The sequence below is a fragment of the Streptococcus gwangjuensis genome (assembly GCF_028156745.1).
Classification (GTDB): Bacteria; Bacillota; Bacilli; order Lactobacillales; family Streptococcaceae; genus Streptococcus; species Streptococcus gwangjuense_A.
This window is the reverse complement of record NZ_JAODJG010000038.1, coordinates 98,496-115,680: the sequence shown is the minus strand read 5'-3', so window position 1 is coordinate 115,680 and position 17,185 is coordinate 98,496. Positions and strand designations below refer to the sequence as shown.

The following is a 17,185-nucleotide window of genomic DNA, read 5'->3' as shown; positions in this document are numbered from 1 at the left end:
TTAAAAAGCATCTATTACAAACAAAAGCTAGTGCAAAAAAGGATAATTTATGATAGAATAGAAGATAAGAAAGAAAACGTTTTTACAATCTTTTCAATCCGAAGGAGATATATTATGGCTACTATTCAATGGTTTCCTGGTCACATGTCTAAAGCGCGTCGACAGGTTCAGGAAAATTTAAAATTTGTTGATTTTGTGACGATTTTGGTGGATGCACGCTTACCTTTATCTAGTCAAAATCCTATGTTGACCAAAATCGTTGGTGATAAACCAAAACTCTTGATTTTAAATAAGGCAGACTTGGCTGATCCAGCAATGACCAAGGAATGGCGTCAATATTTTGAATCACAAGGAATTCAGACTCTTGCTATCAACTCCAAAGAGCAAGTGACTGTAAAAGTTGTAACAGATGCGGCCAAGAAACTCATGGCGGATAAGATTGCTCGCCAGAAGGAACGCGGCATCAAGATTGAAACCTTGCGTACCATGATTATTGGGATTCCAAACGCTGGTAAATCTACTCTAATGAACCGTTTAGCTGGTAAGAAAATTGCCGTTGTCGGCAATAAACCAGGTGTTACCAAGGGGCAACAATGGCTCAAAACCAATAAAGACCTGGAAATCTTGGATACACCGGGTATTCTCTGGCCTAAGTTTGAGGATGAAACTGTTGCGCTTAAGTTGGCCTTGACTGGAGCTATTAAAGACCAGTTGCTTCCTATGGATGAGGTAACTATTTTTGGTCTCAATTATTTCAAAGAACATTATCCAGAAAAGTTGGCTGAACGCTTCAAACAAATGAAAATTGAGGAAGAAGCGCCTGTTATTATTATGGATATGACCCGTGCTCTCGGTTTCCGAGATGACTATGACCGCTTTTACAGTCTCTTCGTGAAGGAAGTCCGCGATGGCAAACTCGGTAACTATACCTTAGATACATTGGAAGACCTCGATGGCGACGATTAAAGAAATCAAAGAACTACTTGCTACGGTCAAGGAACTTGATAGCCCTATTTTTTGGGAGCTTGAAAAGGATAATCGCTCTGGAGTTCAAAAGGAAATCAGCAAGCGTAAAAAAGCCATTCAGGCAGAATTGGATGAGGATCTTCGTTTGGAATCCATGCTTTCCTACGAAAAAGAACTTTACAAGCAAGGATTGACCTTGATAGCAGGTGTTGACGAGGTTGGCCGTGGTCCTCTGGCTGGACCTGTAGTTGCTGCAGCCGTTATTTTGCCTAAAAATTGTAAGATTAGAGGCCTCAACGACAGCAAGAAAATTCCTAAAAAGAAACATTTAGAAATTTATCAAGCCATTCAAGACCAAGCCTTGTCAATTGGCATTGGTATCATGGATAATCAGGTCATCGACCAAGTCAATATCTATGAAGCAACCAAACTAGCTATGAAGGAAGCAATCTCCCAGCTCAGTCCTCAACCTGAGCACCTTTTGATAGATGCCATGAAACTGGATTTGCCAATTTCACAAACATCTATCATCAAAGGAGATGCCAATTCCCTCTCCATTGCAGCGGCTTCTATAGTAGCCAAGGTGACACGTGATGAATTGATGAAGGAATACGACCAGCAGTTCCCTGGCTATGACTTTACTGCTAATGCAGGATATGGAACAGTTAAACACCTGGAAGGCCTCACAAAACTAGGAGTTACCCCAATTCACCGAACCAGCTTTGAACCCGTTAAATCACTGGTTTTGGGAGAAAAAGAAAGTTAAGTTAGAAGGAATGATTATGGAGGAACAGTCAGAAACACTCAGCTCCAAGAAAGAATTTGCCTTTGCCTCAAGTACTATATTATCCCAAGTTGGACGAGGAATCATTGTTGGTCTCGTTGTTGGAATTATCGTTGGATCTTTTCGGTTTTTAATCGAAAAAGGCTTCCACCTGATACAAGGACTTTATCAAGATCAAGCGCACCTAGTGCGCAATCTTTTTATCATTGGTCTATTTTATTTAATAGTTTGTTGGCTCAGTGCGAAATTAACACGGTCAGAAAAAGATATCAAAGGCTCAGGAATTCCTCAAGTCGAAGCTGAATTAAAGGGACTCATGACCCTCAACTGGTGGGGCGTTCTTTGGAAAAAATATGTTCTAGGAATTTTTGCAATTGCCAGTGGACTCATGCTGGGGCGTGAAGGACCAAGTATTCAACTTGGAGCTGTCGGCGGTAAAGGAATTGCTAAGTGGCTCAAATCCAGTCCAGTTGAGGAACGTTCCCTTATTGCAAGTGGAGCTGCAGCAGGATTAGCCGCAGCCTTTAATGCACCAATTGCAGGACTTCTCTTTGTCGTAGAAGAAGTTTATCACCATTTTTCTCGCTTTTTCTGGGTTTCCACTCTAGCAGCCAGTCTCGTAGCAAACTTTGTCTCACTACTCATATTTGGCTTAACACCCGTACTGGACATGCCAGACAACATCCCACTCATGACCCTAGATCAGTATTGGATTTACCTCCTTATGGGAGTTTTTCTTGGACTATCTGGTTTTCTCTATGAGAAAGCTGTGCTCAATGTTGGTAGAGTTTATGACTGGCTTGGTCAAAAAATCCGTTTGGATAGAGCTTATTATCCAATTCTGGCTTTCATTCTCATCATCCCAGTCGGTATCTTCTTACCCCAAATCCTTGGTGGTGGAAATCAGCTGGTTCTTTCCCTAACTGAGCAAAATTTTAGTTTCCAAGTTCTATTAGTTTACTTTTTGATTCGCTTTGTTTGGAGCATGATTAGCTATGGAAGTGGTCTTCCAGGAGGAATTTTCCTACCAATTTTGGCGCTTGGTTCCTTGCTTGGTGCCCTAGTTGGTGTTATTTGTGTCAATCTTGGGCTTGTCAGTCAGGAGCAATTCCCTATATTTGTCATTCTAGGAATGAGTGGCTATTTTGGAGCAATATCTAAGGCTCCCTTAACTGCTATGATACTCGTAACTGAGATGGTAGGGGATATTCGCAACCTCATGCCACTTGGGTTAGTTACCTTAATTGCCTACATCGTCATGGATCTACTCAAGGGTGCGCCAGTCTATGAGGCCATGCTAGAAAAAATGCTACCTGAAGAAGCGACAGATGAAGGAGAAGTCACCCTCATTGAAATTCCTGTGTCAGACAAAATCGCTGGAAAACAGGTTCATGAACTCAACTTACCACATAACGTACTCATCACTACTCAAGTCCATAATGGTAAGAGTCAAACAGTTAACGGCTCAACCAGAATGTATCTCGGCGATATGATTCATTTAGTTATTCCAAAAAGTGAAATTGGGAAAGTCAAAGATTTGTTGTTGTAGAAGTTTTTTTACATAATTTACATTATGTAAAAAATAATTCCTTAATTAAACATATTAGAAAACCGATTCTCAGCAATGAGGTCGGTTATTTATTGTTAGAAATATTATAATATATTATAAAAATGATTAAATTATTCTAGGTTATAGTACAATAAGAAAAAAGGAGAAAAACTTAAATGAACAATTCCAGCACTAAAAAAATTATAAAAGGCTGCTAATCGTTTTGTTACTCGCAATAATCACAGCAGGAGGTGTTTTTATGTTTAGCATGATGTTAGGAAAATCCAAAGAAGAGCGTCGAAATAGAGAATATGAAGTTAGTTTGGTAAATACCTTAAAGAATTCCTATGAAGGGATTGAGGAAGTTCATATAACCGACTCTTCATATGCATCAATTCCGTCAGATGCTTGGGGAGCTAAAGTTAAAATAAAATCAAGTTTTGACCAAAAGTCGAAAACAATTGCAAGAGATACTAAAGCAATAATAACAAGTATTAACAGCCAAATGGACACTGCAATACAAGGAAAAGTCCGCAAGAGTCTTGAAACAAAAATACCTAATATGTTAGTCAAGTATGATGATGTATAAAGAAGAATTTTTCGTATGGTTATATAGTTTTCTTTGCATCTATGCGCTCTATAACATCTTTCCGAAAAACTATAATTTTCTTGAAAAATAAATAAGTCTATGCTATACTACTAGTAGACTGATTTATGGAGAAAATACATGAAACGTGAGATTTTACTAGAACGAATCGACAAACTAAAACAAATCATGCCCTGGTATGTTTTGGAATACTACCAATCTAAGCTTGCCGTTCCCTACAGTTTTACAACCTTGTACGAATACCTCAAGGAATACGATCGATTTTTTAACTGGGTTTTGGAGTCTGGTATTTCAAACGCCGATAAAACGTCTGATATTCCTTTATCTGTCTTGGAAAATATGTCTAAGAAAAATATGGAATCTTTTATCCTTTACCTACGTGAACGTCCTTTGCTGAATGCTAATACAACCAAGCAAGGAGTTTCTCAGACAACCATCAATCGGACTTTGTCAGCACTTTCTAGTCTTTATAAGTATTTGACTGAGGAAGTTGAAAACGATCAGGGGGAACCTTATTTCTATCGTAATGTAATGAAGAAAGTTTCAACTAAGAAAAAGAAAGAAACACTTGCTGCCAGAGCTGAAAACATCAAGCAAAAACTCTTTCTTGGTGATGAAACAGAAGGTTTCCTAACTTATATCGATCAAGAGTACCCCCAACAGCTCTCAAATCGTGCTCTCTCATCATTCAACAAAAATAAGGAACGTGATTTGGCGATTATAGCTCTTCTCTTGGCATCTGGTGTCCGCTTATCTGAAGCTGTTAATCTGGATATAAGGGACCTCAATCTCAAGATGATGGTTATTGATGTCACTCGAAAAGGTGGCAAACGTGACTCGGTCAATGTCGCTGCTTTTGCTAAGCCTTATCTAGAGAATTATCTAGCAATTCGAAATCAACGCTATAAGACGGAAAAGACGGATACAGCCCTTTTTTTAACACTCTATAGAGGTGTTCCCAATCGTATCGATTCTTCCAGCGTGGAAAAGATGGTTGCTAAGTACTCTGAGGACTTCAAAGTGCGTGTAACTCCCCACAAACTCCGCCATACCCTAGCAACTAGGCTCTATGACGCAACTAAATCGCAAGTTTTGGTCAGCCATCAGCTAGGACACGCCAGTACACAAGTCACTGACCTCTATACCCATATCGTTAATGATGAACAAAAGAATGCTCTAGACAGTTTATAAACTACATAAATTAAATTATGTAATGTATGGTTTTTAAAAAAGAAGCTGGTCCTACAACCAACTTCTTTTTGATTTATCCAACTACCGCCTCAGCGATTTCTTCACGGCTAATACCAGCGAAGTAGCGTGTAATATCAATGGTTTCTAGCGCTTTGAGGACATCTTCGCGTTCGTATTTCACCCCACGCAGGACATCTTCTACTGCAGCAACGTCTTCGATTCCAAAGAAATCCCCATAAATCTTGATGTCTTGGATTTTTGATTCGAGAACATTAGCAAAGACTTCCACTTTACCACTGGTGAATTTTGTTCCACGACGGACGTTAAATTCAGGTGATTTACCGTAGTTCCAGTCCCAAGTTCCAAACTTGGTATCTTTGATACGGTTGATTTCAGCCAATTCTTCCTCAGAAAAAACGTATTCTGTCATTTCAGGGTACTCTTTTTTCATGTATTCCAAGAGTAGATCACGGAATTCTTCGACTGTGATTTTTTCTGGCAATTCATTGACAATATTAGTTACACGGGCACGAACCGATTTCACACCTTTTGATTCAAATTTGTCCTTTGAAACCTTAAGTGCATTTGCTAGGACTGACAAATCAACGTCAAAGAGCAAGCAACCGTGGTGCATGATACGGCCGTTGATATAGGCTTGGGCATTGCCACAGAATTTCTTGCCATCAATCTCTAAGTCATTACGGCCTGTGAACTCAGCTTTAACTCCAAGTTGAGCCAGTGTATTGATAACTGGAGTTGAGAAGCTCTTAAAGTCAAAAGCCTTGTTTTCATCTTCTTTTGAGATAATCGTATAGTTGAGGTTGTTTAGATCGTGATAAACAGCTCCACCACCGCTGATACGGCGGACCACCTCAATGCCATTTTCTCGAACATAATTACGGTTGATTTCTTCGACAGTGTTCTGGTGACGACCAACAATGATCGATGGTTTGTTAATCCAAAGAAGGAAGATTTGATCCTCATCCAAAAGATGTTTAAAGGCATATTCTTCCAGGGCAATATTAAAAGCGGTGTCGTTTGAATGATTGATAATGTATTTCATGAGATACCTTCTTATACGATAGAGACTGGAAATATATTTTCCAGTCTATTCTATCTTTCTTTTATTTTTTCTTAGGTGAATGGATGGCCATTCCTAGAACATCCGCAAATGCTTCGTACATTACCTCAGAGTAGGTTGGGTGTCCGTGGATAGTCTTCAGCATTTCTTCAACAGTAATTTCCATTTCAATAATGCTTGACGCTTCATTGATCAATTCCGCAGCTGCAGGACCAATGATATGAACACCAAGGATTTCCCCGTATTTCTTATCAGCGATAACTTTTACGAAACCTTGAGCCGCATCTGATGCAATGGCACGACCGTTAGCTGCAAAGTTGAATTTACCGATAGCAACATCATATTTCTCACGAGCTTGCTCTTCTGTTAAACCGACTGCTGCTACTTCAGGAAGAGTGTAGATTGCTGCTGGAGTCAAGTTCAATTTGGCGACAGCATGATTTCCTTTAAGAGCATTTTCAGCGGCAACTTCACCCATACGGAAGGCTGCGTGAGCTAACATCTTAGTACCGTTGATGTCACCTGGTGCATAAATGTCTGGAACAGAAGTTTCCATGTATTCGTTAACCTTGATACGACCACGATCCAATTCAAACTCAACCTCTCCGATACCTTCAAGATCTGGCACACGACCGATTGAAAGAAGAGCTTTGTTTGCGATGATATCATCTTTTCCTTCAACCTTGATACGAAGTTGACCATTTTCCTCGATGATTTCTTGCAGTTTAGTACCAGTCAAGATGGTCATTCCTTTACGTTCAAGGATCAAGCGAAGGTTCTTAGAAACTTCAGCATCCATAGCTGGTACGATACGATCCATCATTTCGATAACAGTCACTTTTGAACCAAATGTCATGAAGGCTTGACCGAGTTCGATACCGACAACTCCACCACCGATGATAACAAGGCTTTCTGGTACTTCATTCATTTCAAGAATGTCATCACTAGTCATGACAAGTGGAGATTCCATACCAGGGACGTTGATCTTGCTGACTTTTGAACCACCGGCAAGGATGATTTTCTTGGTTTCAAGCAATTCAGAACCATTTACCAAGACATTCTTGTCTTTAGTAATAGTGCCGATACCCTTATGAACAGTAACTCCGTAGCTACGAAGAAGTCCTGCAACACCACCAACAAGAGTATTAACAACTTTAGATTTAGTTTCTAAAAGTTTTTCCATATCAACAGTGAAGTTAGGATTTTCGATGACGATACCACGGTTTGCGGCATGACCGATGTTTTCGATAATTTCAGCGTTATGAAGGTAGGTCTTGGTTGGAATACATCCACGGTTCAAGCACGTTCCACCAAGTTCAGATTTCTCAATGAGGGCAACCTTACCGCCAAGTTGGGCAGCTTTAATGGCTGCAACATAACCAGCAGGACCTCCACCAATCACAACGATATCAAAGGCATCATCGCTCTTACCATCATCGTTTGAGGCACTTGCTGCAGGTGCTGGGCTAGCTTCTGCCGCTACGGCTCCAGCTGTTGGGATATTTTCCCCTTCTTCGCCAAGGTAACCGATAACTTCCGTTACAGGGACTGTTTCCCCATCTCCTTTGAGGATAGCAATCAAGTATCCATCTTCTTCAGCTTCCAATTCCATGCTGACTTTGTCAGTCATGATTTCCAAAAGGATTTCTCCTTCTTTTACAAATTCTCCGACTTTTTTATTCCATTGGACGATTTGTCCTTCTGTCATATCCACGCCGGCTTTCGGCATAATTACTTCTAAGGCCATGTCTTCCTTCCTTTATCTATATCTTAAAAATGAATACTCTTGTTCTTAAATCAACATTGAGATTGGATTTTCAATCAATTCTTTCAAGTCCTTCATAAACTTAGCACCAGCCATACCATCTACAACACGGTGGTCAATGGTTAATCCTAGGCTCATAATAGGGCGAATCACAATTTCACCATTGACGACAACTGGCTTCTCAATTGTCGAACTCACACCAAGGATAGCTGAGTTTGGTTGGTTAATGATAGGACCAAAGGACTGCACGCCAAACATTCCCAAGTTACTGATTGTAAATGTTGAATTTTGCAGTTCACTTGGAGCCAATTTACCATCCAAGGTACGACCAATGACGTCTTTGAAGGCTACGACCAACTCTGACAAGCTTAGTTTTTCAGCATTGTAAACAACAGGTGTCATCAATCCATTATCCATACCAACTGCCATGGCAAGGTTGACATAGTTATGAGTGATAATGGTCTTGCCATCTTCTGTCAATGAAGCGTTGATGTATGGATGTTTCATAAGGGTCTTAACAACCGCAAGCGAAAGAAGGTCTGTTACAGTAGTCTTCTTCCCAGTTGCTTCCATGATTGGCTCCAGAACCTTCTTACGAAGAGCCAACATTTCCGTCATATCAACTTCATAGTTAAGGGTGAAGGTTGGAGCAGTTAGGTAAGATTCAACCATACGTTGGGCAATAACCTTACGCATTGGTGTCATTGGAATACGTTCAATTTCACCGTATGGTGTTACATTATCAGGAACTTCTTCCACTTTTTCAATCTGGGCAGGAGATTTGATGGTATCGTTTTCGATATTTTCAGGAAGGAAGGCCAAAACATCCTTCTTCATGATTTTACCACGATGACCCGTTCCTTGGATTTCCTGCCAAGCAATGTTATGTTCGAGGGCAATTCGTTTTGCAAGTGGCGAAATGCGAACCACGTTTGTGTCTTTATAAGTTTCCACGTCTTCTTTGTGGACACGACCGTTTGCACCTGAGCCAGAAACGTTGTAGAGATTGATCCCTAAATCATCCGCTAACTTTCTAGCTGCAGGAGTCGCTCTTAGCTTGTCATCAGCCATGACCTCTCCAATTCTATACTAAGATATTAAGGACGAAGAGGGCAATGAAAAAACAGGAGATTGACAATGTGTTCAATGAACACAAAGGAATCTATCTTTTTTTTCGCAGACCTCCGTCCGAATTCAATTATATGATACTAAGGGCGTTTAAAAGCGACCGAAAAATAGGAAATCAACGCAGACTTCGATGAAGTCAAGGAGATTTATCCTTTTTCCGAACTTTTAGCCCATTCTCTAATCTAAAATATTAAGGACGAATAGCTCTGCACCTAAAAGATACAAAGTTTCTCGTCAGCTTTATTTTATTTACATAATTTATCTTATGCAATTCTATTCTTTGTTATATGTTTTACGGATGGCATCTTTGATGCTTTCAACTGTTGGAATCATTGCATTTTCTAGGTTTTGTGCATAAGGCATTGGCACATCTTCTCCTGCACAACGGCGGATTGGTGCATCTAGATAGTCAAATGCTTCTGATTCTGAAATAATTGCTGAAATCTCACCGATATAGCCGCTTGTTTTGTGGGCATCGTTGACCAGAACAACTTTACCAGTCTTCTTAACTGAGTTAATGATGATATCCTTATCAAGCGGAACAAGGGTACGTGGGTCAACAATTTCAACTGAAATGCCTTCTTCTGCTAATTCTTCAGCTGCTTGAACCACACGGCGAAGCATTTTTCCATAAGTAACAACTGTTACATCCGTTCCTTCGCGTTTGATTTCCCCAACCCCAAGTGGAATTGTGTAGTCTGGATCAACTGGCACTTCCCCTTTTTGGTTAAATTCTGACTTGTATTCAAGAATGATAACTGGGTTGTTATCACGGATAGAAGACTTGAGCAGTCCTTTCATGTCTGCAGGTGTTCCGGGTGCCACAACCTTAAGTCCTGGGATATGAGTGAACCAAGACTCTAGAGATTGTGAGTGCTGGGCTGCAGATCCAACTCCATTACCAGCTGCACAACGTACAGTCATTGGAACCTGACCTTTACCACCAAACATGTAACGTGTTTTAGCAGCTTGGTTGACGATATTGTCCATGGCAATAACCGAGAAGTCCATGAAGGTCATATCAACGATTGGACGAAGTCCTGTCATGGCTGCTCCTGCTGCTGCTCCAGAGATAGCAGCTTCAGAAATCGGACAATCACGAATACGTTCTGGACCAAATTCTTCGAGCATTCCAACAGAAGTTCCGAAGTCTCCTCCAAAGACGCCGACATCTTCTCCCATCAAGAACACATTTTCATCGCGACGCATTTCCTCAGACATAGCAAGGATAATGGTGTCACGGAAGGACATTGTTTTTGTTTCCATTTTATCTCTTTCTCCTTAGTCTGCGTAAATATCTTCAAATGCTGATTCAAGCGGTGGGAATGGACTTTCCTCTGCAAATTTAACAGAAGCTTCTACTGCTTCCTTGACTTGCGCTTGGATTTCTTCCAATTCTTCGGCACTTGCAATGTTATTTTCAATGAGGTACTTGCGAAGGTTTTCGATTGGGTCTTTTTGTTTCCACAATTCCACTTCTTCACGCGTACGATATTTACCAGGGTCAGATGATGAGTGACCAAGCCAGCGATAAGTAACACTTTCAATCAAGACTGGACCGTTGCCACCACGAACATGATCTACGGCTTTCTTAAATCCTTCATAAACGTCGATGACATTGTTTCCATCTTCGATGAACATTCCAGGAATTCCATAAGCAGCGCTACGTTGATGGATATGTTCTACATTAGTCATTTTCTTGATATCCGCAGAGATTCCATAACCGTTGTTAATGCAATAGAAAATGACTGGGAGTTTCCAGATAGAGGCCATATTTACTGCTTCGTGGAAAACACCTTCGTTGGTCGCACCATCTCCAAAGAAGCAGACTACGATTTTTCCAGTATGTTGCATTTGTTGACTAAGGGCTGCACCGACAGCGATCCCCATACCACCACCTACGATACCATTGGCACCAAGGTTACCAGCATCAAGGTCGGCGATATGCATAGAACCACCTTTACCTTTACAAGTTCCAGTGTATTTACCTAGGATTTCAGCCATCATTCCATTGAGGTCAATTCCTTTGGCAATAGCTTGTCCGTGACCACGGTGGTTTGAGGTAATTAGATCATCTGGATTGAGAGCCAACATAGCACCCACGTTAGCTGCCTCTTCTCCAACAGAAAAGTGAGTCATTCCTGGCACTTTCCCTTTCTTTACTAATTGCGCAATTTTTAAGTCCATACGACGGATTTCTTCCATCTTACGGAACATCTCTAGCAAAAGATTTTTATCTAAAATTGACATCTTCTTGCCTTTCTAACTTTCTTCTTACCTTACTATTTTACCGTTTTTGGCAAATACTGTCAAAGTTTTTCTAAAAAAAATTTCACAAAATAAAAAAGAAAACCCCATGAAAACAAGGGATTTTCTTACAAAGAATATTTTTTCACAAACTTTTTAGAATTTAGATTGTACTACAGATTCAAATCTCTTCATAATCACAGTTAAACGCCAACGGTAGAGAGCCCCACTTATGATTAGACTAATAATCAAACCAATCCAGTAAGAATAAGCTCCAAAATCTGTTAGGGAATCAAAGACCATAGCTACTGGGATTGCTACACCCCAATAACCAACCAAACCAAGGTAAAAAGGAATCACTGTATCCTTATACCCCCGCAAAATTCCCTGAAGCGGTGCCGCAAAGGTATCTGCTAACTGGAAGAAAAGACTATAAGTCAAAAAACGCGCTGTCAGATCGATAAATTCTGGGTCGTTACCATAAAGACTGGCCACATTTCCCCTAAAAATGTAAAGGAAAGATAAGGTGAAGCCTGCAAAAATAAGGGCAGTCCATCTTCCTAAACTAATATAGGTTTTCGCATCATTAAATCGCTTGGCTCCCACTTCATAGGAAACAACAATAGCCATAGCAGATGAGATGCTCATAGGAAAGGCGTACATGAGAGTTGAAAAATTCATAGCTGACTGGTGACTAGCGATAATCAAGGATGAGAACTTAGCCATAATCAAGCCAACCACAGAAAAGATAGCCACCTCCGCGAAGACAGTTCCCCCAATAGGCAGACCCAATCGAACTCCTTCCTTGATTTTATCCATATTAAGTGGAATTCGTTTCTCAAGATGTAGGGCTTTGAGCTTCTCCTGTTTAAATAGAACCAGAACAGAAATTCCCAGCAAGACCCAGTAGGCTAAAGAAGTACCTAAACCAGAACCAGCACCTCCCAGTTCTGGAACACCAACGGCTCCGAAAATCAAGAGATAATTAAATCCACTATTGAGAGGAAGTAACAAAAGCATAAGGTACATGGACAGTTTGGTCAAGCCCAGCGAATCCAGCAAGGAACGAATGACACTAAAGAGCAACAAGGGGATAATTCCGATAGATAAAAACCAGAGATAGCGAACTGCTACTGCCGCCACTGGTGCTTCTAGTCCAAGATGATTCAAGATTGGTGGTGCCAAGAAAAGTACCATCCCCAGTAAGACCATAGATAGTCCCAAGGCCAGATAGATAAACTGGTAAAAATCAGACGCCACTTCTTCCTTTTTGCCTCGCCCAAGATGGTGACCAATGATAGGCACCAAGGCCGATACAATCCCTGTTAGGAATGTAAAGAAAGGATTCCAGATACTGGTTGCCATAGACACACCAGCCAAGTCCATGGTACTGTATTGACCTGTCATAGTCGTATCAACAAAGGAGGCAGAATAATTGGCAAATTGATAAATCAGGATAGGGAAAAATATCTTTAAAAATAAGATAAACTTGTCTTTAAAATGATGGGTCTGGTACATATAAGCTCTCTATTCTTTTTGTTTATAGAGCAGACTTCCACCTAGTTTTGATAGACGATTTGCCCCTTACAGATGGTGTATTTAACCTGCCCTTTTAAGGTTTCACCGATAAATGGTGAATTAGCTGCTTTGGAAGCAAAATGGGAGTCCACAAGGCGATCAGCCTTAGCATCAAAAATAGTGATGTCCGCTGGACCATTCTCAGCCAAGTAACCTGCTTCAAAGTTGTAAAGCTTGGATGGGTTGTATGTCATTTTTTCAAGTAATTCCATCAAGCTTAACTCACCAGCTTCCACCAAATAAGTTAAACCGAGAGAAAGAGATGTTTCCAAACCAGTCATACCAGATGGCGCTTTGGTAATATCTTCGACATTTTTCTCATCTGCATGATGAGGCGCGTGGTCAGTCGCGATAACTGTGATGATACCTGATTTAAGACCTTCGATAACGGCACGACGGTCTGATTCCAAACGAAGCGGCGGATTCATCTTAGCATTGCTACCTTGTGTCAAAAGGAGCGCTTCGGTCTTGGAGAAATGCTGTGGCGCTACTTCTGCTGTGACTTGCGCACCCAATTTTTGAGCAAACTCCACTACTTTAACACTTTCTTCCTTAGACAAATGCTGGATATGAACATGGGCCTTAGTTGCATAGGCAATCATGACATCACGCGCCATCATAGCGTACTCAGCCACCCCAGTCGCACCGCAAATATGGAAATGCTCTTTAGCAATATTTTCATTAAATCCAAGAATCCCATTCAATCCTGGATCTTCCTCATGAAGACTAATAAAGGTATTAAGCTTTTTGGCTTCCTCCATGGCTTCCTTGACAACTTTACTACTTTCAAGTGGGATACCGTCGTCTGAGAAACCAACCGCACCTGCTTCTAAGAGGGCCTTAAAGTCAGTCAAATCTTGCCCATTAAAATTCTTAGTAATGGTCGCAACCGTCTTGACATTAATCTTCTCTTTGGCAGCTGACTGGAGAACTTCTTGCAAAGTCTCCACATCTGAAATGGTTGGACTGGTATTAGCCATCATGACAACCGTTGTAAAACCACCTGCAGCGGCTGCTAGGGCACCGGTATGAATGTCTTCCTTGTGGGTTTGACCAGGTTCACGGAAATGAACATGAATATCGACCAAACCAGGAGCAACCACAAGACCAGTAGCATCAATGATTTCTACTCCTTCTTCTTTGATTTCAGGCGCAATTTTGATAATCTTTCCATCTTCAACCAAAACATCACACACTTGATCCAAACCAGACTTGGGATCCATTACACAACCATTTTTGATTAGTAGCATCTGCTTTCTCCTTTATTCATAGAAATCAACTTGGGTATCCAACAATTTATCCCCATCATACACAAACTTGGCTGAAAAGAATGGTTTATCTTCTAAAAGCCACTCAACAAAGGTATGGTCGCCTTCCCAAGTCGGCTTGCTCAAAACCTCGTCATAAGGAACCCATTCTAGCGTCCCCTCGTTGCAGTCAATCAATTCACCCTCAAACTCTGTCACTTTAAAAACATAGGTGTACCAGTCTAAATCTGGTGTGAATTCAGGAAAAGTGATGACACCTTTTAGAACTGGATTGGCTTTGAGCCCTGTCTCTTCGAGTATTTCACGCGCCGCGCATTCCTGAGGGGTCTCACCTCGCTCTAGCTTGCCACCCACACCAATCCATTTCCCTTCATGGACATCATTGGGCTTCTTATTACGGTGGAGCATGAGCAGTTCTTTTCCGTTATCAATGTAGCAAATCGTCGCTAACTGAGGCATATTTTCTCCTTATCTAAGCCAATTGATTGGCTCTTGTCCTGTCTCTTTTAAGAATGTATTGGCCTTGGAAAAAGGCTTGGAACCCCAAAATCCTCTATAAACTGACAAAGGACTGGGATGGGCTGATTCGATAATCAAGTGGTGAGGATTGGTAACCAAGGCCTTCTTCTTGCGTGCATAAGCTCCCCAGAGTACAAAAACTACTGGCCTGTCTAGATTATTGACAACCTGAATCACAGCATCCGTAAAAGGCTCCCAAATCTGCCCAGCATGACCATTGGCCTGTCCAGCAGGAACAGTCAAGCAAGCATTAAGAAGCAAGACTCCTTGCTCAGCCCAAGCTGTCAAATCATGAGATTTCTTAACCCCGATATCATCTGACAATTCTTTCAAGATATTTTGCAAGGATGGCGGAGCTGGAATAGATTCAGGTACAGAAAAACTCAAGCCCTGCGCTTGACCTGGCCCGTGATAGGGATCCTGTCCCAGAATCACCACCTTAACTTCTTCAAGCGGTGTTGTCAAGAGAGCCTGAAAAACCTTTTCCTTGGATGGATAAATAGTCCCCTGAGCATAAACCTGCTCCATAAACTGATTGATTTTCCCGAAATAACCTTCAGGTAATTGTCCCTTAATCAAAGCATGCCAAGACGAGTGTTCCATAGCCAACTCCTTCGTTTTTACTGCCTCTATTATAGCAAAAAGTGGTTATGGAAACCACTTTTTATAGTTTATCTAAAATTAAATAAATCGACTATATATACGATTTGAATAAGTGAATGCGGTTTATAAAGAATGACTATTCTTTATAATTACTTTTTAAATCCTTAAGCATTTGACTACCTCTTTCGAAGATCATCTTTTCTGAAATATTTTGAAACATATTAAAATCCATTTCAGAAAAAGGAGTTTCTTTAGAAGCTTGCCATATGGTCTTTAAATAGTTTTTTTCTAAAAAGTCGTCAAAATTAGAAAACATTTGAAAATACAATTCATTCTCTTGGTGTAAAATAGCTCTTTTTAAAGGGTAATACTCTTTGATATTATTAACTTCTTGTTCGTAGGCATATTTTGCTACATGATCTAGGTATATATCAAAAAAGTCATGCGGAAAATCTCCCATACACCCATTACGATTCATATTGAGACTATATTTTCGATTAGTAACATAATTCGGAAATATGTTTCCTATTACTCTAAGATTATCTACTTGTGAATCCCTTCTCCCAATATAATCTCCATCTTTAACTAATGATGGAGATTTCCAAGTAAAAATTAAATCTCCAGAGAAATTTTCTTTATCATAAAACTTAAAAAGAGATTGATAAATACTATTTGCTAATTGACAATTGTCAGATTTAAATTCATAATTGACAGCTTCATTAAAATCAACTTCAGATATTTTAATGTACTCTTCAATAGTAATATCAGCATTTTTTGTAGTCATTAGCTCGTCTCCTTTAAAATATAATCTTCTCAAGAGTATTTATATCCAAACAATCCAGCAAGTCTTGGTAAGAATGGACTTCATAAGTCGGTTGGGCTTGTGTGTGATTTTCGAGGTGATGAGGGTTATACCAGATAGTGTCAATTCCAGCGTTATTGCCACCTTGAATATCGGCGGTTAAGGAATCTCCAATCATCAGCGTCTTTTCTTTACTAAATCCAGCAATTTGCTGGCCAATCTTTTCATAAAAGAGGGCATCAGGCTTTTGTGTTTGCAATTGTCCAGAGATAAAGACTTGATTGAAATACGGTGCTAGACCCGATTGAGTCAAACGCCCTGTCTGAATGGCAGTTATTCCATTTGTCGCAGCATACAGCTCATAATCACGCTCTATGAGGCTGTCTAAGAGTTCATGGGCTCCCGAAATCGTTTGCCCCTGCTGGGAAAGGTAAAATTGGTAACGCTGGGCTAGAAAACTACCGTCTTTTTCCTGTCCAAAATGAGCAAATAAACGAGAAAAGCGCGTGTTAACCAGCTCTTGTTTACTGATTTTCTTTTGCTCCAAGTCCTTCCAGAGAGCCTTGTTCATAGGAACGTAATAGTCTTTATAAGCCTGAATATCTGCAACCCCTTCTTCTTTTAGAAGTTGCGTCAAAGCCACATCCTCAGCAGCATCAAAATCAAGCAAGGTGTGGTCGAGATCGAAAAGTAGAAATTTGTAGGACAATTTGAGAGTTTTCCTTTCTAAGATAAACAACTTTCACTTCAGTCTGCTGTTCAATGTAAAAACTTAAAAGTAGTTTAGTATCACAAAAATAATAGTTCCAATTAGTTAACTACCCCATACTATTCTAATCAAATTTATTTTTATTATAGAAAAATCTTCTATAAATTCGAGCAATAGTTAAAATACAAACAAATATAATTCCCAAAATAGATAACACTATTTTCACAAAATTCATTTCAGAGCCTATTACATAGATATGAAAAAGAGGGGCTAGTCCTACACATAGAGACAATAGATAATTACTAAATCTTATCTCACCAATTCCTGCGAAAAAATGTTTCATTTTAAATATCCCAATTTTACCTTTCATCATTATAATCCACTAACA

The 17,185-nt window shown here is 40.2% G+C and carries 17 protein-coding genes; 5 read left to right on the top strand and 12 right to left on the bottom strand.

The window, feature by feature from the left end; genetic code table 11:
- Positions 1–114: 114 nt before the first annotated feature.
- The 5 genes from ylqF (at position 115) to xerS (ending at position 5,097) form a co-directional block, all read left to right on the top strand.
- A complete protein-coding gene (gene ylqF, locus N5909_RS07890; RefSeq protein WP_000201307.1) occupies positions 115–966 on the top strand; it encodes a ribosome biogenesis GTPase YlqF in 852 nt (283 codons plus the stop codon).
- Positions 953–1,732 (top strand): ribonuclease HII, encoded by a 780-nt coding sequence (locus N5909_RS07885; RefSeq protein ID WP_033681779.1) that lies wholly within the window; start codon positions 953–955, stop codon positions 1,730–1,732. The genes ylqF and N5909_RS07885 overlap by 14 nt, the downstream gene beginning before the upstream one ends.
- A 16-nt stretch (positions 1,733–1,748) precedes the next feature.
- Positions 1,749–3,299, top strand: coding sequence for a ClC family H(+)/Cl(-) exchange transporter (locus N5909_RS07880; protein ID WP_033681778.1), 1,551 nt, complete (start codon positions 1,749–1,751; stop codon positions 3,297–3,299).
- 259 nt (positions 3,300–3,558) lie between these two features.
- Complete coding sequence (locus N5909_RS07875; protein WP_200872489.1) at positions 3,559–3,888, top strand: hypothetical protein; 330 nt, start codon at positions 3,559–3,561, stop codon at positions 3,886–3,888.
- A 138-nt stretch (positions 3,889–4,026) separates the two neighbouring features.
- On the top strand, positions 4,027–5,097 hold the full coding sequence (xerS, locus tag N5909_RS07870) for a tyrosine recombinase XerS (protein ID WP_033681777.1): 1,071 nt from the start codon (positions 4,027–4,029) through the stop codon (positions 5,095–5,097).
- A gap of 73 nt (positions 5,098–5,170) precedes the next feature.
- Here the strand turns inward: xerS and N5909_RS07865 are convergent, their stop codons facing one another.
- From N5909_RS07865 to N5909_RS07810, 12 genes are all read right to left on the bottom strand, one after another.
- Positions 5,171–6,160: a lipoate--protein ligase gene (locus N5909_RS07865; RefSeq protein ID WP_033681775.1), complete on the bottom strand. Its 990-nt coding sequence runs from the start codon at positions 6,158–6,160 to the stop codon at positions 5,171–5,173.
- Between the two features lie 61 nt (positions 6,161–6,221).
- Complete coding sequence (lpdA, locus tag N5909_RS07860; RefSeq protein WP_033681774.1) at positions 6,222–7,925, bottom strand: dihydrolipoyl dehydrogenase; 1,704 nt, start codon at positions 7,923–7,925, stop codon at positions 6,222–6,224.
- A gap of 45 nt (positions 7,926–7,970) precedes the next feature.
- The gene (locus N5909_RS07855; protein ID WP_033681773.1) at positions 7,971–9,014 is read right to left on the bottom strand and encodes a dihydrolipoamide acetyltransferase; all 1,044 of its coding nucleotides are present in this window, start codon (positions 9,012–9,014) and stop codon (positions 7,971–7,973) included.
- A gap of 330 nt (positions 9,015–9,344) precedes the next feature.
- Positions 9,345–10,337: an alpha-ketoacid dehydrogenase subunit beta gene (locus tag N5909_RS07850; protein WP_033681771.1), complete on the bottom strand. Its 993-nt coding sequence runs from the start codon at positions 10,335–10,337 to the stop codon at positions 9,345–9,347.
- A 15-nt stretch (positions 10,338–10,352) separates the two neighbouring features.
- A complete protein-coding gene (locus N5909_RS07845) occupies positions 10,353–11,321 on the bottom strand; it encodes a thiamine pyrophosphate-dependent dehydrogenase E1 component subunit alpha (protein ID WP_271631081.1) in 969 nt (322 codons plus the stop codon).
- Between the two features lie 153 nt (positions 11,322–11,474).
- Positions 11,475–12,836 (bottom strand): MATE family efflux transporter, encoded by a 1,362-nt coding sequence (locus tag N5909_RS07840; RefSeq protein WP_033681769.1) that lies wholly within the window; start codon positions 12,834–12,836, stop codon positions 11,475–11,477.
- A gap of 41 nt (positions 12,837–12,877) precedes the next feature.
- Positions 12,878–14,146: a dihydroorotase gene (locus N5909_RS07835; RefSeq protein WP_033681767.1), complete on the bottom strand. Its 1,269-nt coding sequence runs from the start codon at positions 14,144–14,146 to the stop codon at positions 12,878–12,880.
- 12 nt (positions 14,147–14,158) lie between these two features.
- On the bottom strand, positions 14,159–14,623 hold the full coding sequence (locus N5909_RS07830) for an NUDIX hydrolase (protein WP_033681766.1): 465 nt from the start codon (positions 14,621–14,623) through the stop codon (positions 14,159–14,161).
- 9 nt (positions 14,624–14,632) lie between these two features.
- Positions 14,633–15,286 carry a uracil-DNA glycosylase gene (locus tag N5909_RS07825; protein WP_033681764.1) on the bottom strand — a complete coding sequence of 218 codons (654 nt, stop codon included), beginning with the start codon at positions 15,284–15,286 and terminating at the stop codon, positions 14,633–14,635.
- Positions 15,287–15,422: 136 nt separating this feature from the next.
- Positions 15,423–16,070 carry a hypothetical protein gene (locus tag N5909_RS07820; RefSeq protein ID WP_051736441.1) on the bottom strand — a complete coding sequence of 216 codons (648 nt, stop codon included), beginning with the start codon at positions 16,068–16,070 and terminating at the stop codon, positions 15,423–15,425.
- A gap of 13 nt (positions 16,071–16,083) precedes the next feature.
- Complete coding sequence (locus N5909_RS07815; protein ID WP_033681763.1) at positions 16,084–16,797, bottom strand: YjjG family noncanonical pyrimidine nucleotidase; 714 nt, start codon at positions 16,795–16,797, stop codon at positions 16,084–16,086.
- Between the two features lie 124 nt (positions 16,798–16,921).
- The gene (locus N5909_RS07810) at positions 16,922–17,140 is read right to left on the bottom strand and encodes a hypothetical protein (RefSeq protein ID WP_033682035.1); all 219 of its coding nucleotides are present in this window, start codon (positions 17,138–17,140) and stop codon (positions 16,922–16,924) included.
- Between the last annotated feature and the right edge of the window lie 45 nt (positions 17,141–17,185).